This window comes from Ruegeria sp. SATB045, assembly GCF_059613525.1.
Genome location: NZ_JBXWSR010000019.1, coordinates 346,079 through 368,712 on the forward strand (window position 1 = coordinate 346,079; position 22,634 = coordinate 368,712).

Consider the following 22,634-nt stretch of genomic DNA (forward strand, 5'->3'; position numbering starts at 1 on the left):
TGGCCGGGCGAGTTTAGAAAACTGTCCCTACTCTCCGGCCAGCGCATTCTTTCCCAGTGAAAGGCGCTGTTCAGACAGTGCCTTTTTCTTGCTGGCCTCCAGCAACGGGAATTCCACAAAGAATACGGTGCCGACACCTAGTTTGCTTTCGTAGTCAATTGTCCCGCCGAAATGCTCAACAATCTCCTTCGAAATACTCATCCCCAAGCCGGTTCCTCCGGCGTGCCGTTCATCTGATGAATCAATCTGCGAAAAACGATCAAACACTTTGTCGCGACTACCCTCGGGGATGCCGATCCCTTGATCTTTCACGTATACCCGCACCCGCGATCCGACGACCTCGCACCCTACAGTGACGACGCCACGTTCAAACGAAAACTTCGCCGCGTTCGAGATCATGTTGGTCAGAACCTGGATCAACCGCGAGGCGTCACCTTTGATGAACAAATCTTGTTCGGACGAACGTTCTTCGACCAGTTCGACATTATGGGCGCTGGCAAATCCTAGGTTGCAAGCGATTGCCTCATCCACAAGCGAGTTCACGTTGATCCGCGTCTCTTTGATGACCATCTCGCCGGCTTCCATTTTCTGGATGTCCAAAACATCGTTTATCAACGAGGCCAAACGCTCACTGTTCTTACTCGCCAGCTCTACAAGGTTTTGCATCTTGTCTGGCACCTCACCCATGGCGCCTGACTTGATTAGGTCCAAAGAACCCTTGATTGACGTCAACGGCGTACGCAACTCATGGCTGACCGTCGAGATAAACTGAGTCTTCGCAATATAAGCCGCTTTGGTCCGCTCATGCTCTTCCCTGAGCTTTTCCAGCTGCTCTAAGTTGGTCTGGTACAGTTTGAGAAACACCAGCGAGCAATCGATCAGAAAGTACATCACGAAAACGACGGTAAAGAAATGCAGCCACAAGTCCGATGAAAGGTCGGGCTGTTCGATCCAGATGTCTTTGACCACGATCACCATGAACGAGATGCCGTACATGGCGAGGCGCACAATCATGGCCCAAACGAATTGATGGTTGTTCATGGCCGCAAATAGGGCGGCGGCGAACAAGAAAAAAAGCGGGGTGAAGTGACCGCCTGTTGGTTGTTTCAGCGCAACAGACACCGCGTAAAGGCAGATAGCGGTAGAACTGAGGATCGTATTGAACAAAATCCACGCCACCATCATCGCGATCGACCGGCGTTCCTTAGGCGTGAGGCGTGCTACCCGCTTAGCCAGGTAAAGGTCTTGCGCCTCGCAGATCAATATTGTCCCGTAGAAAAACAGTGCGTTCAGCGGATCGAAGAAAAACGCTGTCAGGATCGTAGTTGCAAGGAAAATGGCCTGCCGCTGCCAAAGCAGCGCAAAGCTCATGGCAGTGTAATCTTTGATATTCTGTAGCAGCCTGCTGTCGCTGTCTTGGGGTGCCCCGTCTAGTTGGGGTGCTTCGATGGCGGTCATCGTAAAGTCTTTTTTGCTGATCAGTTAGAGGAGATTTATCGACACAATGAGGACGTAGTTGGTCGGAATTTCGTTCACAGTTTGGCAATAGTCTTCATCGGGCCGAATTATTGTCGAATACCTTCGCTGGCCTATGCCGGTAAAGACACAACACTGTGCGTTATAAATTAACGATTTTATTGCCTTTTTGACCCCCTTACCCCTTAATGCAAGAACAGGCTAGCGAGACAAACAAAGAGGTGGGGTTGTGGTCGCTATTGGAAAGATAGAAGCCAATCACGAGGGTGTGACACCCGTTTCGGCACGGCTTGCCGAAGAGCCGGTCACATTGCTTCAATTCGCCCGCTCGGCAGGGCGCAACATGCTTGAGGTCATTCCCGCAGAAACGCTGCGCGAAACTTACGTCCGGGGTCCGCTGAATATCCACTATATCTGCGAACCCGAAATGATCACCGAGTTGCTGGTCGGTCAGGGGCGCGCTTTCCCCAAAGCGAAATTCACCAAGGACATCATCGGATCAGCTGTCGGGAACGGTCTCATCCTGTCCGAGGGAGAGAAATGGCGGAAGCAGCGGCATCGCTACTCGCCCTTATTTGCGGCACGCAACTTGCCGGTTCTGGCACGCCATTTTGCCGCAACAGGGATCGAAGTAGCGGATTCATTGGCCGAGCATCCCGGGCCAGTCGATGTGGCCCAGGTTGCGCCTGCCTCAACACTGACCAATATCTCTCGCGTCATTTTTTCGGGCAATGAAGAAGTCAGCGCCGAGCAGATCCGCGTTGGGCTGATCGCATATTTTAATTATATTTCAGACCTTTCCCTGTTTGACTTAATGGGCCTTCCGAAATGGTTACCGCGCAAGAAATGGCTCAGCAGCAAGGCGCCAGTTACTACTATGCGCGATCTGGCCCGCCAGGTGATCGACCTGCGTCGTGCTGAAAGCCGCGATGAGCCTGAAGACTTTTTGGATCTGATGATTGAGGCTTTAAAGTCGGATTTTGAAGATGCTGAGACGACAGTGGACAACCTTCTGACCTTCGTGGTCGCGGGACACGAAACTTCGGCCAATGCGCTTGCATGGGGGTATTACCTGCTGGCGCTGCACCCAGAAATGCAAAACCGCGTCCGACACGAGATCATGTCGGTTCGACCGGATGGCCCTGTGGAGTATTCCGATTTGGAAAACATGCCGCTGCTGAGGGCCCACATCAAAGAAACGCTTAGGCTGTATCCATCAGCCGCCTTTTTCGCCAGGGACGCAGGCGCTGAACTGGACATAAACGGTGTTAAGATCGAAGACGGTGACGCGTTGTTCTTCCCCGTATACTCGTTACATCGGAATGAGAAACTGTGGGACGAACCTGATCAATATCGTCCTGAACGTTTTCTTGGCGGGACCATACCCCGAGGGCAATATATACCTTTTGGTGCCGGACCGCGCATATGTATTGGCGCTCAATACGCCGAGACGGAAATCATGGTTCTCATGGCCTCAGTGCTGCGCAAAGTCGCGTTTTCGCTGTCAGACGAACCGTTGCCAGAACCGGTTTTAACTTTCACGATGCGCACAAGCGGCCCGCTTATTTTGAATGCCTCACCTGTCTAGGTAGGACATTGTTGGATCAACCCCGGTTCAGGTAAGTCTGGCTACCGTACATCTCTCGCAACACCGTTTCGAACAAGCTGCCTCGTGGCTTGGTCTTGTTGGACGAATGTGGCGTCTGTTCTTGCGTCGCCTGCTGCCCGGCCAGAGCGCCCTTTTCGCGCATTTCCAGCTTCGCGACGGCCTTGTCGAACGCAGCAAGAGCACCCGATTTAGACAACGCCCTCATTGAGATTGGTGTACTCATGACCGTGCGGATATCGCCTGATACGTTCCGCTGCGCTAAAATCTGAGCGAAGTTCTGATTAAGTTGATCTTCACTTGGCAGTTTCGCTGCGCAATACCGCCCGTGCGTCACGACCAAATAGATGCCGCTGCCACGGTATGAGAAAATAGCTTCGGCCTCGGCTGTCCCCGCTTGAATGCTTTTTCCAAGATCTGCGATGATGCGACGAAACTCTCCGAAGTCGTTCAGATCAAAGCGAAAGGCTGCATCTTGCAACCTGATGGCGGTCACCCACGAGTCAAACAAACGACTGCGGCCCAGTTGTTCGATATAGTTGTCGAATTCGACATAACGCAGACACCGTTTCAGACCGTCGACAGACAGAGGGTCCTCAAAGCTAAACTGCTGGTTGTAGTCGAGAACGTTTTGCAGGTTCTTGACCGAAACCGATGAAATCCGGCTGCGGACCCTTTCCTGCATCAACAGATGGGCCGCATTCATACGACTGCGCAACTCGAAGAAATCAAACGGTTTGGTAACGTAGTCAAACGCACCTTCAGCAAAAGCGTCTTCGACATGTTTTCGGTCGCTCATGGCGGTCAGCATTATGGCAGGCGTTTCCGAGTTTCCGGGTGTGTTCCGTATCTGCCGCAGCAATTCGATCCCGTTGGTACCGGGCATCTGAATGTCCAATAGAAGGCAATCGAACGGTGTTTCCGCCTCTTTGATAACCTGCAGCGCTTGGCTGGCGGAACTGGCAACAGAGACCTGACAGCTTTCAAACTCGGCCAAAGCTGTTTGCAACAGCTCAAGAATTCCGGGTTCGTCGTCAACGGCCAGCACTTTCAGAGGCGTCCGCTTCAACGCGCGCATGTCCAATTTGCGCTGGAATTCATCACTTGTCGGAGTCGTATGCTTCATGACTAGTCAACCGCTTTCAACCTGTTAAACAGGCTCAGAATAGAAAACGACTAGGACGAAACAGCGGCAAAAATCGCAAAAACCTTGGATAAATTGGGTTTTTTCTTGGCGTTATTTTGGCGAAAACTCTCAGATCTAATGTCGCCGAGCACCGAGACTTAAAAGTTTTTTATGTTTAATCTTAACGATTTAGCAGCATATCACCCAGCTTGGGGTCAAATCAAACCCTGACATAATCTACCAGTCGCGGACAAATCGCTCAAGTTGTTTTACCGGTCCTACGATCGAGGGCTCGGATCAGTGTCAAGACGTGCTGTGGATATTGAACAAAACCGACTGGCTTACTGTACCGTCTATCGAGAACTTTGCCCCGACCGGAGCAGCCCCAACACCCAATCTGCGCGACCAACGTGCCCAAACTGAAGGAACGATGCCCAGGATGCGGGTCGCGCCGTTTTCTTCTGCCGTAGCGGTCATCCTGAAAAACAGCTCTTGCTGCACGGCCAACCTGCGAGAAGCCGGTACGCTCTCGGTGACAAAAAACCGGGAGGCTTCCCAGATCTTGGGGTTTGCCGGTGCCTCGAAAAACAGAATGTCCGTCGGAAGATCGCGCAACAACCCTTTCTGTGCATCCCGCAGCATATAGGTGTAGGCCCCACACCGCGCGTTCGTCGGCAAAAGGCGAACGCCTGCCAAAACCTCGCCGAATTCATGCAGAACGACCCAGCGGCAGGCCGGTGTGTCATATTGGTCAAACTCCATCCCATCCGCCTCACCTACATTCCAGTGCAGGCGATCGATGAAGATCGTTTTTCGAGTCTCGAGATATTTTGCCAACAATGTGCCGTGCTCGTGCATGTTGCGAAAGCTCATTGCGGTCGCACGGACATTCCCTAGCTCGCGCTTGCGATCAGGCGTGTCGCGCTTGAACGCAAATAGCTTACGCCGTGCCGACGGTTGGGGCACGGGTTGGGCCGTATTGGCTGGCTCCAGGTCCGGAAATACCTTGGACGCTGAGTATGCCTGTTCATACCTGAGTGGTCGGTCCATATTTTGCTCTTATTTTAGACACACTTATGACAAGATATGAATCGCTGCGTCTACAACTAAATGATGTTTTTTCCGGTAATCGCGTCATTGTGTGGCGAATTCACATCCCATACAAAACATTGAGCATTCAGGGCGAGTTTTTGGCACATTTAGCATGCGGTTTTGCGAAAAATGCACTTCATCGTGGTTTCAACCTGATTAGACAACGTCTTGAATCATCATTGTATTCCTTAATTCGCCAGTTTTAGAGCTTACACCATCGTAAAATTTAACCTCTCGCGGGCTGGTGGTTGTGAAACTGTCATTCTGCATCACTTCGCCGCCCAACCTGTGATTGCCGCGACCGGCCCTAACGAGCCAAACATGTCAGTTTCTGCGGCTAGTATGACTGAACCCGAAAAAAAATATTCGGTCACTTCCGCGCCCAGCATACGTCATCCTTTTGCCGTTTTTCTCGGACAGCCTGCGTGTAAGCGATATTCAACGCCCCTCCGGCCTTTGTGCGGCACTTTTTGAGTCCTCAAGGTCAGTATGGTGGCAAAGATTGGTGACTGTTTATGCGTATACTTGCCGTAGATGACGACCCCAGCATCCTGGAGCTTCTGACTTGCGTTCTGGGGGCTTTTGGGTACGAAGACGTAGTGACTGCTCGCAGCGGTCAAGAGGCGCTCGACATCCTTGCGGAAACGACCGAGATTTTCGATTGTCTTTTGCTTGACGTCCAAATGCCCGAAATGAACGGCATCACACTTTGCGAGCATGCGCGCAATCTTCCTGACTATCAGTTTACGCCGATCATCATGATCACTGCTATGGTGCAAAAGCAGTACATCGACGAAGCGTTTGAGGTCGGCGCCACAGACTACGTGACGAAACCGTTCGAGTTTGCCGATCTGAAACAACGGCTTTCCGACGCCTACAGGCTGGCAGCTGAACGACGCGCAGCCATCGAAGTGATCGAAGCGGATGTGTATGCCGTCAACGATTCCGAGATTAACACCAATTTCCGCCTTAGCGATCCGCTCTATTTCGGTGACCTGCCCGGTTGTATCGGCTTGGCCGAGTTTGAGAACTATGTCGTACAGTTGTCGACAATGCACTCACGCGCGTCCAAGATGATGGCCGTCAAAGTGGCTGAGGTCGAAGACATCTTCCGAACCGCAACTTCGGTGGAATTCCGCGAAGCCATGGCGACCGCTGGCAATGAACTACTGACTGTCTCGCAGGAAGGTCGGAATTTTGCCACCTATTGGGGCAATGGCGTTTTCCTACTGATACATGAAAGCAAGCCGGGTGTTTCCGCTGCCGAGTTGCAGCACAAACTTGCCAATCGCTTCGTAAAAGGCTCGCATGGCAGTGTTTCGGGTCGAGATTTCTCGTATTATGTTGGCGAAGTGGTCGCATTGCGCGCCTCGTCAAAGATGGAAGCTTTGTTCCTGATCGACAAGGCCGTTGAACTGGCAGACATTCCAAATACTCCGGTTGCCCGGTTCGGCTAATCCAAGCCGAGCCCGGGAAAGCCATTTCCAAAATGCACTAAAAGTTCGCGTGTTCGCAGCTGCGCGAGCGGTTAAAGGGACATACCGTGATCCAGTTTGATCATGTCGGCAGCTTTCTCACCGATCATGATTGAAGGGGCATTGGTGTTCGATGAGTTCACCGTGGGCATGATTGACGCATCCGCAACCCGCAATCCATCGATCCCATTGAAGCGCAGACGTGGGTCCAAAACCGCACCGGCATCCACCCCCATGCGGCACGTCCCGGCACAATGGTGCGATGTTTTTGAGTGCACGCAAATAAAGTCGAAATAATCCTGATCTGTTCGAATATCCGGCCCTGGCAGTCGCTCGGCCAGAATAAAGGGCTTCAAAGCGTCTTGGGCGAGAATGCGTTGCACCAGCTTTAACCCACGGATCGACATTTCTCGATCATAAGGATCCGCCAGATAGTTCGGGTCGATCAAGGGCATCGCCATAGGGTCCGAACTTTGCAAACGCACTGTCCCGCGTGATCGTGGACGCAAGAAACATGCGTTGAGCGTGACGCCCCCGTTCGGCATCGCCTGAACCCCGGCCTCAATCCCTGTCCCCAGGCCCAGATGCATCTGTATGTCAGGCGAACGAGCCTGTGAATCGGCATACCAAAACCCTCCGGTCTCGAACAGACTCGACGCAACAGGGCCATTTCGCGTGAACACGTATTTCAACGCAGCCAGAGCCGAAAAGGGCAGCTTGGCAAATCGATCATACGTATGCGGACCAGTGACCTCGCAGATTGCGTATAGATCCAGATGATCCTGCAGGTTCGCACCAACCTGTGGTTGATCGTGTGTGACCTTCAGCCCCAAAGACTCCAAATGATCGGCGGGGCCTATACCGGACAGTTGCAGAAGACGCGGTGATCCAATGGCCCCGCAGCAAAGGATCACCTCGCGCGCCGCGGTCAGGACCGAGCCATCCATCATCTCTATCCCGGCCACCCGTCCATTTTCGACCACCAGTCGATGAACTTGCGCGCCAGTACGAATGGTTAGGTTTTGACGGTTGCGGTTCGGAGCAAGAAACGCCATCGCCGCCGAAGACCGACGTGCATTCCTCTGGGTCAGTTGGTAATAGCCTGCCCCATCCTGCTGATCACCATTAACATCGAACGTTTTGGGAATACCAACCTGCCCGGCGGCCTCGATGAAGGCATCACAGATCGGCAAGGGCGCGACAGGCCTGGAGACCCCCAACGGCCCGCCTTTGCCGTGGAACTCATCCTCGAAACTGTCATTGTCTTCGGACTTGCGGAAATACGGCAAAACGTCGTTGTAACTCCATCCGACGCAGCCCATTTGTCGCCAATCATCATAGTCCTGCGCCGCGCCGCGGGTGTATATCTGCGCGTTAATGGAGGAGCCGCCCCCGATCACCTTGGCTTGGGTGTAAGGAAACACTTTGTTCTGCATGTGCCTCTGCGGCACGGTGGTCCATCCCCAACTGCCTATGCCCTTGGTCATCTTGGCAAACCCGGCAGGCAGATGAAAAAGCGGGTGCCGATCCGACGATCCAGCTTCAAGCAATAGGACCGTGGCCGAGGTTTCTTCGGACAAACGCGCCGCTATCACCGACCCGGCCGAGCCCCCGCCGACCACTATGAAATCATACCCTTCGGGCATCACGGCGTGATCCGCATCTCACTTTCGGGATCGAACGCCACAGCCTTTTCCATGTTCACTGCAAAAGTGAAATCCTGCCCCGGCGCGACCTCGGCGTCCGACCGCATGCGAGCGATTACGTCCCGCCCTCCCAACTGCATCGATACGAACGTGTCCGAGCCCGCCGGTTCGGTCACAACAATCCGATTGCCCATCTGAGCAATGTTCGAGGACTTGCGATCCGCGCCATCCATATCAGTGATCGTTTCAGGGCGAATGCCCAGCAGGATTTCGCGCCCGTCCCACGCGGCCAGGTTATCTTGACTGAACGGTAGCTGTGTCATGGACCCGTCATGGACGGCCACCTCGGCATGGGGTCGCCCGTTCAGCACCACCACTTTGGCCGGTACCACGTTCATCGCGGGCGACCCCATAAAGGTTGCTACAAAGATATTGGCGGGTGTGTCGTAGATCTCTTGCGGCGTACCCAATTGTTGAACGTAGCCGCCGTTCATCACCGCGATGCGGCTGGACAGCGTCATTGCCTCGATCTGGTCATGGGTCACGTAGACAATGGTCGTGCCAAGATTCTGGTGCAGCTTCTTGATTTCCGTCCGCATGTCCACGCGTAGCTTGGCATCGAGGTTCGAGAGCGGCTCGTCAAACAGAAACACATCAGGGTTGCGCACCAAGGCCCGCCCCATTGCAACGCGCTGCCGCTGACCGCCCGACAACTGGCCGGGCTTGCGGTCCAGCAACTGCTCAATCTGCAACAGCTTGGCAACCTCGGCCATGGCCTTTTCACGTTCGGGCTTGGGCACGCCGTGCATCTCAAGCCCAAAGGTGATGTTCTGCCCAACGGTCATGTTTGGGTACAAAGCATAGCTTTGGAACACCATGGCGATGTTGCGGTTCGACGGGTGGACGCCGTTCATCACCTGATCCTTAATGCGGATTTCACCGCTGGTGATTTCTTCCAACCCCGCGATCATGTTCAGCAGGGTCGACTTGCCGCAACCCGAAGGGCCAACCAGCACCAGAAACTCGCCCTCTTGCACCGAGATATCGACCTTGTGCAAAACCTCGACCGCGCCATAGGATTTGGTCGCGTTGTCTATGTCTAGAAAACCCATGAGGTCTTATCCTTTCACCGAACCCGCCATCAGGCCGCGGACGAAATACCGACCGGCCACGATATAGACGAGCAGAGTTGGCAGGGCCGCCAAAATGGCCCCTGCGAAATGAACGTTGTATTCCTTTACCCCCGTGGATGACTGCACCAGATTGTTCAGCGCCACGGTCATGGGTTGGCTGTTGGCATCCGCGAATGAGGCCCCGAACAGGAAGTCATTCCAGATATTTGTGAACTGCCAGATGATCGACACCACGGCGATCGGTCCTGAACTGGGCAGCAGGATGCGCCAGAAGATCTGAAAGAACCCTGCGCCATCGATTTGTGCCGCCCGGATCAGCTCGGTCGGGAAAACGGCGTAATAGTTGCGGAAATACAGCGTGGTAAATCCGATACCATAAACCACATGCACCAGAGCAAGGCCCCATGTGGTGCCCGCCAGACCCATCAGGCCCAGCATCCGTGCCATGGGTATCAGTACGATCTGAAACGGGATGAAACAGGCAAACAGCATCAGTCCGAACAGGATGGTGTCGTACTTGAACCGCCATTTGGTCAGCACATAACCGTTCAGCGCTCCCAAAATGGTCGAGACGATCACCGCCGGTACCACCATTTTGATCGAATTCCAGAAATAGGGCTTCAGCCCGGTCGGATCGACCCCGATCTGGGCCGAAGACCACGCCTTGAGCCAAGGCTCAAGCGTGAAGACCTGCGGCAGGTTCATCATGCCGCCGCCAGTGATCTCTTCCAGCGGTTTGACCGAGTTCACCAGCATCACATAAAGCGGCAGCAGGTAGAACAGACCAAACAGCAGCAACACCAGATAGATCAGCGTGCGGGTGACGCGGCCCGTGCGAATTGCGGTATCTTGCGAGGCTTGAGACATCAGCGTTTCTCCCGCAATTCGGCATAGAGATAGGGGATCATGATCGCCGCAATTGTCATCAGCATGATCGTGGCCGAAGCCGCGCCGATGCCCATCTGGTTCCGCGTGAAAGTGTAGGAATACATAAACGTCGCGGGCAGTTCGGTCGCCCGGCCCGGCCCACCACCGGTTAGGGCAATCACAAGATCAAAGGTCTTGATCGCAAGGTGGCTGAGGATCACGAAGGCCGACAGGAATGCTGGGCGCAATTGCGGGATGATGATCCGGCGATAGAGGTTCCAGTTCGAGGCCCCGTCCATCTGCGCCGCGCGCAGGATTTCATTGTCGATGCCTCGAAGACCGGCCAGAAACATCGCCATAACAAATCCACTGGTTTGCCAAACAGCGGCGAGCACAACAGTATAGATCGCAAAGTCGCGGTTCTTTATCCAGTCAAACTCGAAACTGGTCCAGCCCCATGTTTGCATGACATTTTCCAGCCCGATACCGGGGTCCAGAAACCACTTCCACGCGGTGCCGGTGACAATGAAACTCAGCGCCATGGGGTACAGGTAGATCGGGCGCAGCAACCCTTCGCCACGGATTTTCTGATCAAGGAAAATCGCCAGCCCAAGCCCTATACAGGTGCAGATCACGATATAAAGCCCCGCGAAAATCCCCATGTTCTTCAACGAGATTTCCCAATGACTTAGCCGCCACAGTTTGTCGTAGTTTTCCCAACCAACCCAGCCATATGTCGGCAGAATACGGCTATCGGTAAAGGACAGGTAGACCGAGAACAGAATGAACCCGTAGACAAAGACCAGCATCATCGCCAGCGACGGCGACAAGACCAGCTTGGGTATCCAGTTCTGCAGACGAGTTTTGAAATCCGCGTCGGCCGATGAAGCCATGGCGCGCCCTCCTGCTTGGCGTATTGGGGAACCGGGGGCTTGTCACCCACGGTACGACAGGGCGATTTTCAGGCCGCCCTATCGAAAGGATCACAGGTGGATCACTTGGCGATCGAGACAGCGTCGACCAGCTCGGTCACAGCGGTTTCGCTGTCATATTCGCCGTTAAAATGCGCGGTCACCACGTCATAGATCGCGTTTTTCACCGATGCAGGTGCTGCATGGCCGTGCGCCATCGAACCGAACAGGTTGCCAGAAGACGCTGCGGCAGCCAGATCTTTCATGCCTTGCTGACCACAAGCGTCCAGATCGCTGCCATCCACGTCGGTCCGGGCCGGGACGGAACCCTTCACCTTGTTGAATGCAATCTGGAAGCTCGGCGACAGAATGGCGCTGGCCAACGCGGCCTGTTCGGCCGAAACCGAACCGCCTTGGTCGAACATCATGAACTGGTCGGCATTGAAAGTGACTTGATCTTGCGTACCTGGGAAACGGAAACACAAGAAGTCCTGCCCCGGAACCTTACCGGCGTTTAAGAATTCACCTTTGGCCCAGTCACCCATCATCTGGAAACCAGCCTCTCCGTTGATGACCATGGCGGTGGCCAGGTTCCAGTCACGTCCCGAGAAGTTCTCATCCACGTTGTCGCGGACAAAGGCCATACGGTCGAAGGCTTCTTTCATGGCGTCACCGCCCAGCGTATCCTCGTCCAGATCGATAAAGGCGGCCTTATAGCCGTCCGGCCCCAAAGTGGACATCGCAATGGCGTCAAACACGGTTGCATCCTGCCACGCCTGACCGCCATGCGCGATCGGAGTGACCCCGGCCGCTTTCAGGGTCTCGACCGCCGAAACGAACTCATCCCAGTTGGTGGGTTGCGCGATACCGTTTGCATCCAGAACCGCCTTGTTCGCCCAGACCCAGTTGGTCGAGTGCACGTTCACCGGGGCCGCAACCCATTTGCCGTCGCTCTTGGCGAAGGCTTTCAGCGCATCCGGGACCACATCGTCCCACCCTTCTTTCGCGGCGACTTCGTTCAGGTCTGCCAAGGCACCCTGATTGGCCCAATCCAGAATATCAAAGCCCAGGGCCTGAACGGCAGTCGGTGCATTGCCGGCCGTGACACGGGCGCGCAAAACGGTCATAGCCTGCTCACCGCCGCCACCGGCAACCGGCATATCGGTCCATCCGATACCCTGCCCAGACAGGTCGTCCTTAAGTACGTTCAGCGCGGCAGCTTCACCACCCGAGGTCCACCAATGCAGAACCTCGACCTCTTCAGCTTGCGCCAGGCTGGTCGTAGCCAGTAGCCCTGCCACAATCAGAGACTTCGTCTTAAGCAGATTACGCATTCTTGTTTCCTCCCTAAATGCGATATCGTTTCATGGACCCTTTGCAGGCCCTTTGTCTTGCGTGTTGCATTACCCAACTGTCCCAGACATAGCCGGGACGAAGGATCGCCCAACTCACCTCGAAGACAAAACGAACAAGTCATGTTCGCTGTCCCTCCCGCGTCTGACTGGCCCTATGCGGTCAATTCAACCAGACTTTGATCCATCAGGCCCCGCTTCTGAACGGCGGGCGCTTCAAAGCAAAAATGACATCGTCACCCTGATCTCTGCCGATGGACTGTAAGCGCTATCATTGGTCACCAAGAATGGTTCGTCCAGTGTTTTCATAGACAAGCTGAGCATAACCGATGCAGGCGACCGCTCTGTGCTGTCTGGAAAAGACCGAAGAATGACCGGTTGGTCCAACACCTTACATCGCCACACAACTTCCAACGGAGTTATAATCACGCGAAATCGGGCCGCATTGGATGTTGCGGTTAATCAGAAATCCGAGTGGTTTAATTACAAGGTGTGCAGATTGCGATTAGGCGCGCGTTTGACCAACGCTTCAACCTATGTGCGCAAGTGGCGGGGAGACAGGGATTCGAACCCTGGGAACGCTCTCACGTTCAACGGTTTTCAAGACCGCCGCATTCGACCACTCTGCCACCTCCCCGCGTGATGCTGGGTCTAAGGCGAACGCAAACCGGTGGCAAGACCAAATAGGGAATTCTTGCCGAAGCTGTCGCAGCGGTCTTTCCTTGATACCTTGCTCACGCTATGATCGGGCCACAAACCGTACCAGACCGGCGTTGCAGAACCGGCGAAACGCGGTGGGGTTCAGGAAACCGACCCCTTACAGGCAAGGGATAAAACGATGGATCGAGCGACCGAAACACGCGCAAAGCCGCTGGCGTTGGCGGTTCTGGCCGTGATGTCTTTGGTTCTGGCCGGATGCGAAGAAGCACTTGAAACCGGCAACGAAGCGACCGAGGCGTCTTCGGACAGCACGCAGAACTCAGCAAAAAGAGAGATTTTCCCCGAAGCGACCGGAAACCCCCGTGACGATGTCGAGGCACCCGAGGTGTTTGCATTGACCGAGGCAGGGTTGTGGGATGGCCGTCCGTCTCTTGGTGGAATCTGGATCGCACATCCTGATGTCACCCAGCCAGAGCGCGTCCGCATCAAGAACACCGCAAACAACAAGACAGTCACAGGCGCTTTGTTCCGGCGGGAACGCAACTTACCGGGCCCTGCATTGCAGCTGTCGTCTGACGCAGCAGTAAAGCTTGGCATTCTCGCCGGTTCTCCAACACGGGTCGAGGTCGTCGCCCTGCGGCGTAAACCCGTCGAGCCTGCGCCAAAAGCAGAACCCGAAACCTCTCCGGAACCCGAGGTCGCAGAACCGGTTACAGGCGACGCTCCGACCGAAGATCAAACCGCCGAGGCCGAAGATAAACCCAAGCGGAAGTGGTGGCAGAAAAAGGAAACCGCCGCTGCTGCTGCGGGCACTGCCGCTGTGGCAGCGGATGCCGCCGCCGAGACCACGACCGAAGTTGCCGAGACTGCCGTGGAAGCTGCGCCTGAGGTGGCGACTTCCACTCTGTCTGATCCCGAAGTCACCCCGCCTGCGGACGCGTCCACCAAGAAGAAATGGTGGCAAAAGAAATCTTCTGACGAAATCACCCAGACATCGCTCGACCCGATTGAAGGGGCTGCGGCGGCGATTGAGGCGTCTGAACCAACCCCGCCCACCGCTGCGGCATCGGCAGAATCCGATACTGCTTCGGTATCCAAACCATATGTTCAGGTTGGCACATTCAGCGTCGAAGAAAATGCTGAAAGCGCTGCCCGGAAAATTCGCCGCAATGGCCTGACAACCGAAGTACGCGAGTTAAAAACCGGCGAGAAATCAGTCTGGAGAGTTCTTGTCGGCCCTGCCAAAACCCGGGGCGAACGCACCGCTTTGCAGCGCGACGTCAAGGATCTGGGCTTTACCGACGCTTTCGTCGTCAAGAACTGAAAAGCAGGAGGTTACTGTGCTGTCCACTTTGCGATCATCCGTTCTGGCAATAGGGTTGGCGCTGACCGCTTTGCCCGCCTTCGCCTTTGATACATCCGCCCGCGCAGCCTATGTGATGGACCAGACAACAGGCACTGTGCTTTTGTCGAAAGACGCCGAACAACCCTTGCCCCCGGCCTCAATGTCGAAGCTCATGACCCTATATGTCGCGTTCGAGGCGTTGCGGGATGGACGTCTTACCCTGAACGAAACCCTACCCGTGTCTGAACACGCCATGAGCTATGGCGGCTCGACGATGTTCCTGAACACACAAGACCGCGTGTCAGTCGAGGACTTGCTGCGCGGCATCATCGTTCTGTCCGGCAATGACGCCTGTGTTGTCATCGCCGAGGCGCTCAGCCCCGACGGAACCGAGGCGGGTTTCGCTCGGTATATGACACAGCGCGCGGAACAGTTGGGCATGGACAATTCCACTTTTGCCAACTCGAACGGCTGGCCTGCAGCCGGGCACATGATGTCGGTTCACGATCTTGCCATACTGGCCGATCGGTTGATCACAGATTTCTCAGAATATTATCCCCTGTTCGCCGAGGAAGAGTTTGAATTCGATGGCCGCGCGCCTTCGAACAAGCGCAACCGCAACCCGTTGTTGAAGCTGGGGATCGGTGCGGATGGTTTGAAAACCGGCCACACGCAAGAGGCCGGCTATGGACTTGTGGGCTCGGCCAAGCAGGGTGATCGCAGGGTGATCTTTGTGCTCACCGGCCTGGACAGTACCGGCGCCCGGGCAGAGGAGGCCGAGGCCGTGGTTAACTGGTCGTTTCGAAATTTTGTCGAGAGGACAATTGCCAACAAAGACGCGCCGATAGCCGAGGCAGAGGTTTGGATGGGGGCGCAAAAGACGGTTGGCCTTGTACCCGAAGACGATCTGAACATCCTGCTGCCGGTTCTGGGCGACGAAAACGTAGCTGCCGAGGTCGTCTATGACGGCCCGATCAACGCTCCGATTGCCAAGGGTCAGAAACTGGCCGAACTGGTCATCAAGCCTGAAGGTCTGCCCGAAATTCGGCGCCCTCTGGTCGCGGTACAGGATGTGGCCGCGGGTGGTTTTCTGGTTCGGATGATGACCGTTGGAGGGATCGTTCTGACCGATGTGATCGGCAACCCTCTGGACGCTTTTTGACAAGGGCACCGCGTGTTTCTGACATTTGAAGGCATTGATGGGTCGGGCAAGTCCTCGCAGGCGCGTATGCTGGCCGATCACTTGCGCGGATTGGGTCGCGACGTCGTTCTGACCCGCGAACCCGGCGGTTCAGCCGGGGCCGAGGAAATTCGCCGGCTGGTACTGGAAGGTGATCCGGACCGTTGGTCAGCCGAGACCGAGCTGCTGCTCTTCACCGCCGCCCGCCGCGACCATATGGAACGCACTATTGAACCAGCGCTGGCGGCTGGAAAGGTCGTAATTTGCGACCGCTTCGCCGACAGCACCCGCATGTATCAGGGCATGTCGCGCGGCAATCTGCGCCCTCTGGTCGATCAGTTGCACAAGCTGATGATCGGGCGCGAACCCGACCTGACCGTCCTGATCGACATGGACCCGGAAATCGGCCTGTCCCGCGCCAAAGGGCGGCAAGGCACAGAAGAACGGTTCGAGGATTTCGGACTGGAATTACAACAGAAAATGCGCTCCGGGTTTCTGGCGCTGGCCGATGAGTTCTCGGACCGCTTTCGCGTGATTGATGGCAACCGAGACATGGACAGTGTAGCCCGCGATGTGACAGATATCGTCCTGCAATCCTTGTGACGGACGACCCATGAGCGACGACACCCCCACCCCGGATCAGGCCCCCGGTGCCCCGCACCCGCGCGAAACTGCGACCTTGTTCGGGCAGTCCGAGGCTGAACAGGCGTTTCTGAACGCTTATAACTCGGACCGCTTGCATCATGGTTGGCTGCTGACCGGACCCCGCGGGGTGGGTAAAGCGACCCTGGCTTGGCAGATCGCAAGGTTCCTGCTGGCGACCCCTCCGGCCGAGGATGACGGGCTGTTCGGTGCCCCCCCGCCCCCTGAGACGCTCGCGATCGACCCCGACCACCCCGTCACCCACCGCATTCAGGCCGGGGCCGAGCCCGGCCTTGCCGCAATCACCCGGTCATTGAACGATCAGGGACGGTTGCGGACCGAAATCGTAGTGGATGACATCCGCAAGCTGGGCAAATTCTTCGGCCTGTCTTCGGCCGATGGCGGGCGGCGCGTGGTGATCGTGGATTCAGCCGATGAGATGAATGTTAGTGCAGCCAACGCCCTTTTGAAAATGCTGGAAGAACCGCCCGCGCGCACGACTCTGCTGTTGATCTCGCACCAGCCCTCACGCCTTCTACCAACAATCCGGTCGCGCTGCCGAACCCTGCGCCTATCCCCGTTAAGGGCCGAAGACATGCAGTCCGCACTGGCGCAGACCGGGGCCGAATTGCCCGCGCAGCCGGATCATCTGGCCGCCCTCGCCGCTGGCTCTGTCGGGGACGCGGTGCGCCTGATCAACCTCGGCGGGCTCGAAATCTACGCCGAATTCATCGCCATCCTCGGCACCTTGCCCCGCATGGACCGTCAACGCGCCCTGAAACTGGCCGAGGTCGCCGCCCAGCGCGGCGCAGCTGAGCGGTTCGAGTTGCTGCTGACCCTGATCGACGTGGCCTTGTCCCGTCTTGCCCTGACCGGCGCGACTGGAGCAGCACCCCTGCCCGAAGCCGCTCCACATGAGGCCGAAATCCTGTCGCGCCTGTCCCAATCCCCCCATCAGGCCCGCAAATGGGCTGAGGTGGCTGCAACAATCACCGCCCGCGCACGACATGGTCAGGCGGTGAACCTTGACCCTGCCGCTCTGGTCCTAGATACGGTGTTCAAGATACAGGAAACCGCCGGTCAGAGCAGATGAGCGACACCCCCCAAATCACCGACAGCCATTGCCATCTGGACTTCCCCGATTTCGAAGGCCAGTTGGACCAGATCGTTGCCAATGCGATTGACGCGGGCGTGACCCGAATGGTCACGATCTGCACCAAACTGCGCAACGAACCAAGCGTCCGCGCGATAGCCGACGCCCACGCCTCCGTCTTCTACGCCGCGGGCACACACCCCATGAGCGCTGCGGATGAGCCGATGGCCACCGTAGGCGAACTGGTCGCTCTGGCGCAGCATCCAAAATTCGTTGGTATTGGTGAAACCGGGCTGGATTACCACTACACCGCCGACAGCGCCGAAGTGCAAAAACAATCTCTGCGTGTCCATATCGAGGCGGCCCAGCGCACCGGCCTACCCCTGATTATCCACGCCCGTGCAGCGGACGAGGACATGGCCCGCATTCTGGCCGAGGAACATCGCAACGCGCCTTATTCCTGTGTGATGCACTGCTTTTCGTCGTCGGCGGAACTGGCCAAAGCCGCGCTGGATCTGGGTTTTTACCTGTCCATGTCCGGCATCGCGGCCTTCCCCAAAAGCCAGGAGCTGCGCGATATCTTCGCCACCGCCCCGGTCGACCGCGTTCTGGTTGAAACCGATGCGCCCTATTTGGCCCCGCCCCCGTTTCGCGGCAAACGCAACGAGCCCGCCTATACCGCCCACACCGCCCGAAAGGGGGCCGAGGTTTTCGGCATGGACTATGCCGATTTCGCCGCGCAGACCCAGTTGAACTTCGAGCGGCTGTTTACCAAAGCCGCGACCTACAAGGCGGCTGCATGACCCAGCTGCGCTGCACCATTTTGGGCTGCGGATCTTCCGGCGGCGTGCCTCGGCTGGGCGGGCACTGGGGCGAGTGTGATCCCGAGAACCCAAAGAACATCCGCCGTCGCTGCTCGATGCTGGTAGAACGGGACGGGCCCGAGGGCACAACTTCGGTCCTGATCGACACTACACCGGATATGCGCAGTCAGTTACTGGATACGGGTACTGGGCGGCTGGACGGGGTGGTCTACACCCACAGCCATGCCGACCACGTCCACGGCATCGACGACCTGCGTATGATCGTGTTCAACATGCGCACCCGTGTGCCCGTCTGGGCCGATGGCGACACTCAGAACGACCTGCTCGGGCGGTTCGGATATGCGTTCATCCAGCCTGACAGCTCGCCCTACCCGCCGATCCTTGATCTGAAAACCATCAGTGGCCCGTTCGAGATCGACGGCCCCGGCGGCCCGATCCCGTTGCAGCCGTTCAAGGTTAATCACGGCTCGATCGACGCGTTGGGCTTTCGGATTGGCGGACTGGTCTATCTGCCTGACGTGGCCGAGATCTATGACGACGCATGGCCTGCACTGCATGGGCTGGACTGTTTGGTCATCGACGCGCTGCGCCGCACGCCGCATCCAACTCACGCGCATCTGGAAAAGACGCTCGGTTGGATCGAACAGCTCCAGCCCAAGCGCGCGGTGTTGACCAATATGCACATCGATTTGGACTACGCCACGGTCGAGGCTGAAACCGCCGACCACATCACCCCTGCCTATGATGGCATGGTGATCCATCAGGCTCTTTAAATAGCCCATGGTGCCTGCCGTAATACTCCACAGGATGGCACCATGCTGCAAAGCCTGATCGACGTTATCCTGCCAGTATTTCTGGTGATCGGTGCCGGGTACACAGCCACCGCGTTGGGCTACTTCAAAGAGGCCCATATCGACGGGCTGATGAAGTTCACCCAGGGCTTCGCCATCCCCTGCCTGCTATTTCTGGCCATCGCCAATCTGGACCTCAGCGCCAGTTTCGACCCACGCCTACTGTTCAGTTTCTACACCGCTGCGGGTCTATGTTTCTGCGCAGGTCTGTTCGGTGCGCGCCTGATTTTCCGGCGCGAGTGGGAAGATTGCGTCGCCATCGGCTTCTGCTGCCTGTTCTCGAACTCGGTCCTGCTGGGGTTGCCAATTACCGAGCGCGCTTATGGTCCGGAAAACCTGGCCGGGAACTACGCGATCATCGCCTTCCATGCGCCATTTTGCTATGGCATCGGCATCACAGTGATGGAGGTCATTCGTAGTCGCGGCCACGGTGGCACGCGGATGGTGCGCTCGGTCTTGTCAGCTATGTTCCGCAATGCACTGATCCTGGGGATAGCGTTGGGGTTTATCGTAAACCTATCCGGGATCGGTGTGCCCGGAGTGGTCGATGACGCTCTTGGCTTGATCACCCGTGCGGCCCTGCCCGGCGCGTTGTTTGCCTTGGGCGGCGTACTGGTCAAATATCGACCCGAGGGTGATTTACGCACCATTGCCTATGTCTGCGGCGTTTCGCTTATGCTGCACCCCAGCCTTGTGTGGTTGTTCGGCTCGACTGTGGGATTGCCGCAAGACTTGTTCCGCTCAGGAGTGCTGAACGCTGCCATGGCACCCGGCTTTAACGCCTATATATTCGCGAACATGTATGGCCGCGCCAAACGGGTCGCGGCCTCCTCCGTTTTAGTCGGCACCGGGGCCTCGATCCTGACGGTCTGGCTGTGGCTTACGTTGTTGGGTTAATACGTTCGCAAGGCGCATTGACTTCGCCAAAACAGACGCCACCTTTGGCAGAACCAAGCAGGATCGCACCTATGCCAAACGCTGTAATTGTCGCCCACGGTCAACCGTCTGACCCCGAGCCAGCCGAAGCGGCCCTGGCGGCTTATGCGGCCGAGGTGAATGAAATGTGCGGTGGGGTGAATGTCACTTCTGCAACGCTCGCTGCGCCAAGCAGGCTAGAACATTGCCTGGACGACTTACCTGACGACACGGTGATTTACCCATTGTTCATGGCCAAAGGTTGGTTTGTGACGAGCGCTTTGCCAAAACGGCTGGGGGGAAGAGAATTGCGCATCCTCGATCCTCTTGGCGTTGATAAAGCCCTTCCAGCCATCGCTGCCGAGGCGATTGGATCGACCATTCAATCAAACACATGGTCAACAGACCAGTGCAACTTGATCCTCGCTGCACATGGATCGGGTCGCAGCCGCAATCCTTCGGCTGTCGCCAATCAGTTCGCGGAACTCGTGAGTGAGAGGATCACGCTGAAGTCCATCCGGGTAGGATTCGTTGAAGAGGCCCCTTCGATTTCTGAGGCGGCAGCAAACTCTGGGCAAATCGCGCTTTGCCTGCCTTTCTTCGCGTGCCGCGGCGGTCATGTGTTGGAAGATGTACCTCAGGAATTGGAGCAAGCTGGATTTCAAGGGAAGGTCATGTCTGTAATAGGCGAACTGCCCGGAGTAAAACGCCACATATCGGCTGTTCTGGCACAGGCTTTCGAAAAAGTTTAAGTCGTGAAAGCTTAGTGCGGCGAGGCTTGCGACTGCGCAGTTTGTACGCGCTGACCCAAAAATGACGAATACAGGCAATGCCTAGATCGCCCCATTCGCTTGGCCTCATAGAGGGCCTGATCTGCCGCATTCAAAATCTCGGCTGCTTTCGGCGCCTGAAACTGCGTCGACAACGCAGTGCCAATACTAGCTGATATCTGACAGACGGCCCCCTCAAAGATCATGGGTTGTCGCAACCTGTCAATCAGGCGGGACGCAATTGCGGACAGAACAGATTCGTCGATCAGGTGTTTGAAGATGATGACAAATTCATCGCCACCAACCCTTGCGACAGTATGGTCGTTTCGGGTTTCTTCGACCATAATACAAGCCGCCTGTTGCAGGACATAATCGCCCGCCGCGTGACCATATCTGTCGTTCACTGACTTGAAGAAATCCAGATCCAGATGCATCAAGGCAAATGGCGCGTCACCAGAAGCCAAATGCCCAAGTAACACATCCATGGCCCGGCGGTTTTTCAACCCGGTCAGCATATCCGTGTATGCCTGTTCCTCGGCCGCCAGCATCGCGCCCTGCAGGCGCAGGTTCAAAGATCGCGACGCCTCCATCGCGGCAGACTTAGCCTCGACCAGATAAAGTAGCTCGATCGCGAGATCCGTTCCTGAGAAATCCGCACTGGTCAGCGCATAGTCACGAACCGCATCCAAAATAGAAATTCCGAAGGACAGGTTTATCACCGCCCCCTGCCCGTTTGGCAAAGGAGCGATCAACCCCTTGAGCGCTGTGTGTGGCTCACCCTTTATTCTCAGGTGCAACTCCGCTCCGGCCAAGGACAAGAGCGCTGCGAGCGTCGACACTTTGCGAGGTCTAACAAGCTCGAATACTTCCAAAAAGTCTTTTCCAGGCATTGGCTGCTCTGGACGCAATTTCTGCAAGGTCGGACCGACCTGAGCGATTCTACCCCCACCATCCACAAGAACAAACATCGGACACAAAGTCCCAAGCATACCTGCAAGATCATCGATTTCGATCATGGCTTCCTGGCCCCCAGATCGAAATTCCGCCCGGCGGAAAATGCGCTTTCGACGAGTGCAATCGTGATGACCTCGACCTCACCTTGCTGTCCTTCATGGGTTAGGAAGGCAAGCGCCCCGTAGTCGTCGGCCACAGCGCGCAATACCCCAACCATGACACTGGCATACCCTGGCAAACCCGAATAGCAGTGCAAGTGATACTCTGACGAAGAGACCTCTCGCAGCTCCAGAAGAGGCAACCGCAAATCGGACACCGCCAATCTAACCCGATCCGAAAGATCATCCAAAGAATGCAGGAACTCTACATACGTTTCGCCGCCAAATCGGAGTAGACGGCGCAAATCCTCCATATTGGGGTGCGAAACCAAATAGGTTCCCAGATCTTCCAGAATCTCTGCTCGTGGGCGCTTTAGTTCGGCACAAAGCGCATCCAGAACCCGCGTGGTCATCGCGTCATCGTAAACCAGCATTGCCTCGAACTCGGTAAAACCAAGATCCGCGGCATCGGTCACCCGCATCCAGCAAGATTGCCCGTATGTCGCGCTCACAAAGGACTGTACTGCCCGGTTTATCAGACCATGCATGGGAAGCCTCGGTTTGGTTTCCGATGCACTGTGACTCAGAAATCCTTAACAAAACGCGAAAATGCAAGTT

20 protein-coding genes and 1 tRNA gene are annotated in these 22,634 nt (G+C 56.3%); 10 read left to right on the forward strand and 11 right to left on the reverse strand.

Annotated elements, in window-relative coordinates; all coding sequences use genetic code 11:
* Positions 1-27: 27 nt before the first annotated feature.
* Positions 28-1,458 carry a sensor histidine kinase gene (locus AC2FNR_RS07150; RefSeq protein WP_496848525.1) on the reverse strand — a complete coding sequence of 477 codons (1,431 nt, stop codon included), beginning with the start codon at positions 1,456-1,458 and terminating at the stop codon, positions 28-30.
* A gap of 247 nt (positions 1,459-1,705) precedes the next feature.
* On the opposite strand from AC2FNR_RS07150, the gene AC2FNR_RS07155 reads away from it, so the two are divergent.
* Positions 1,706-3,064, forward strand: coding sequence for a cytochrome P450 (locus AC2FNR_RS07155; protein WP_480867186.1), 1,359 nt, complete (start codon positions 1,706-1,708; stop codon positions 3,062-3,064).
* A gap of 16 nt (positions 3,065-3,080) precedes the next feature.
* On the opposite strand, the gene AC2FNR_RS07160 is transcribed toward AC2FNR_RS07155, so the two are convergent.
* On the reverse strand, positions 3,081-4,208 hold the full coding sequence (locus AC2FNR_RS07160) for a response regulator (RefSeq protein ID WP_496848526.1): 1,128 nt from the start codon (positions 4,206-4,208) through the stop codon (positions 3,081-3,083).
* A 303-nt stretch (positions 4,209-4,511) separates the two neighbouring features.
* Positions 4,512-5,258, reverse strand: coding sequence for an acyl-homoserine-lactone synthase (locus AC2FNR_RS07165; RefSeq protein WP_234899400.1), 747 nt, complete (start codon positions 5,256-5,258; stop codon positions 4,512-4,514).
* 557 nt (positions 5,259-5,815) lie between these two features.
* Between AC2FNR_RS07165 and AC2FNR_RS07170 the strand changes: the two genes are divergently transcribed.
* Entirely contained in the window at positions 5,816-6,757 is a 942-nt protein-coding gene (locus AC2FNR_RS07170) for a response regulator (protein WP_496848527.1), read from the forward strand.
* Between the two features lie 71 nt (positions 6,758-6,828).
* Here AC2FNR_RS07170 and AC2FNR_RS07175 read toward each other — a convergent pair whose 3' ends face one another.
* From AC2FNR_RS07175 to AC2FNR_RS07200, 6 genes are all read right to left on the reverse strand, one after another.
* Positions 6,829-8,421, reverse strand: coding sequence for a GMC family oxidoreductase (locus AC2FNR_RS07175; protein WP_496848528.1), 1,593 nt, complete (start codon positions 8,419-8,421; stop codon positions 6,829-6,831).
* A complete protein-coding gene (locus AC2FNR_RS07180) occupies positions 8,421-9,533 on the reverse strand; it encodes an ABC transporter ATP-binding protein (RefSeq protein ID WP_170352692.1) in 1,113 nt (370 codons plus the stop codon). The genes AC2FNR_RS07175 and AC2FNR_RS07180 overlap by 1 nt, the downstream gene beginning before the upstream one ends.
* A gap of 6 nt (positions 9,534-9,539) precedes the next feature.
* Positions 9,540-10,421, reverse strand: coding sequence for a carbohydrate ABC transporter permease (locus AC2FNR_RS07185; RefSeq protein ID WP_353393358.1), 882 nt, complete (start codon positions 10,419-10,421; stop codon positions 9,540-9,542).
* The gene (locus AC2FNR_RS07190) at positions 10,421-11,314 is read right to left on the reverse strand and encodes a carbohydrate ABC transporter permease (protein WP_170750476.1); all 894 of its coding nucleotides are present in this window, start codon (positions 11,312-11,314) and stop codon (positions 10,421-10,423) included. Before AC2FNR_RS07190 ends, AC2FNR_RS07185 begins: the two co-directional genes overlap by 1 nt.
* Positions 11,315-11,415: 101 nt before the next feature.
* The gene (locus tag AC2FNR_RS07195; RefSeq protein WP_170750475.1) at positions 11,416-12,666 is read right to left on the reverse strand and encodes an ABC transporter substrate-binding protein; all 1,251 of its coding nucleotides are present in this window, start codon (positions 12,664-12,666) and stop codon (positions 11,416-11,418) included.
* Positions 12,667-13,231: 565 nt separating this feature from the next.
* Positions 13,232-13,321 (reverse strand) — tRNA-Ser (locus AC2FNR_RS07200).
* Between the two features lie 201 nt (positions 13,322-13,522).
* Between AC2FNR_RS07200 and AC2FNR_RS07205 the strand changes: the two genes are divergently transcribed.
* The 8 genes from AC2FNR_RS07205 to AC2FNR_RS07240 all read left to right on the forward strand — a co-directional run bounded on the left by AC2FNR_RS07205 (position 13,523) and on the right by AC2FNR_RS07240 (position 20,946).
* A complete protein-coding gene (locus AC2FNR_RS07205) occupies positions 13,523-14,668 on the forward strand; it encodes an SPOR domain-containing protein (RefSeq protein ID WP_496848529.1) in 1,146 nt (381 codons plus the stop codon).
* A gap of 16 nt (positions 14,669-14,684) precedes the next feature.
* The gene (locus AC2FNR_RS07210) at positions 14,685-15,851 is read left to right on the forward strand and encodes a D-alanyl-D-alanine carboxypeptidase family protein (protein ID WP_496848530.1); all 1,167 of its coding nucleotides are present in this window, start codon (positions 14,685-14,687) and stop codon (positions 15,849-15,851) included.
* A gap of 12 nt (positions 15,852-15,863) precedes the next feature.
* Entirely contained in the window at positions 15,864-16,472 is a 609-nt protein-coding gene (gene tmk / locus AC2FNR_RS07215) for a dTMP kinase (RefSeq protein WP_480869276.1), read from the forward strand.
* A gap of 10 nt (positions 16,473-16,482) precedes the next feature.
* Positions 16,483-17,604, forward strand: a complete 1,122-nt coding sequence (locus AC2FNR_RS07220; protein ID WP_496848531.1) for a DNA polymerase III subunit delta' — start codon at positions 16,483-16,485, stop codon at positions 17,602-17,604.
* The gene (locus tag AC2FNR_RS07225) at positions 17,601-18,407 is read left to right on the forward strand and encodes a TatD family hydrolase (protein ID WP_353393367.1); all 807 of its coding nucleotides are present in this window, start codon (positions 17,601-17,603) and stop codon (positions 18,405-18,407) included. The genes AC2FNR_RS07220 and AC2FNR_RS07225 overlap by 4 nt, the downstream gene beginning before the upstream one ends.
* Positions 18,404-19,201 (forward strand): MBL fold metallo-hydrolase, encoded by a 798-nt coding sequence (locus tag AC2FNR_RS07230; protein WP_353393369.1) that lies wholly within the window; start codon positions 18,404-18,406, stop codon positions 19,199-19,201. The genes AC2FNR_RS07225 and AC2FNR_RS07230 overlap by 4 nt, the downstream gene beginning before the upstream one ends.
* A 42-nt stretch (positions 19,202-19,243) precedes the next feature.
* The gene (locus AC2FNR_RS07235) at positions 19,244-20,176 is read left to right on the forward strand and encodes an AEC family transporter (protein ID WP_353393371.1); all 933 of its coding nucleotides are present in this window, start codon (positions 19,244-19,246) and stop codon (positions 20,174-20,176) included.
* A 71-nt stretch (positions 20,177-20,247) separates the two neighbouring features.
* Positions 20,248-20,946 carry a CbiX/SirB N-terminal domain-containing protein gene (locus AC2FNR_RS07240; protein WP_496848532.1) on the forward strand — a complete coding sequence of 233 codons (699 nt, stop codon included), beginning with the start codon at positions 20,248-20,250 and terminating at the stop codon, positions 20,944-20,946.
* Between the two features lie 11 nt (positions 20,947-20,957).
* Here AC2FNR_RS07240 and AC2FNR_RS07245 read toward each other — a convergent pair whose 3' ends face one another.
* Positions 20,958-21,980 carry a GGDEF domain-containing protein gene (locus AC2FNR_RS07245; RefSeq protein WP_496848533.1) on the reverse strand — a complete coding sequence of 341 codons (1,023 nt, stop codon included), beginning with the start codon at positions 21,978-21,980 and terminating at the stop codon, positions 20,958-20,960.
* Positions 21,977-22,564: a heme NO-binding domain-containing protein gene (locus AC2FNR_RS07250; RefSeq protein ID WP_496848534.1), complete on the reverse strand. Its 588-nt coding sequence runs from the start codon at positions 22,562-22,564 to the stop codon at positions 21,977-21,979. The genes AC2FNR_RS07245 and AC2FNR_RS07250 overlap by 4 nt, the downstream gene beginning before the upstream one ends.
* Between the last annotated feature and the right edge of the window lie 70 nt (positions 22,565-22,634).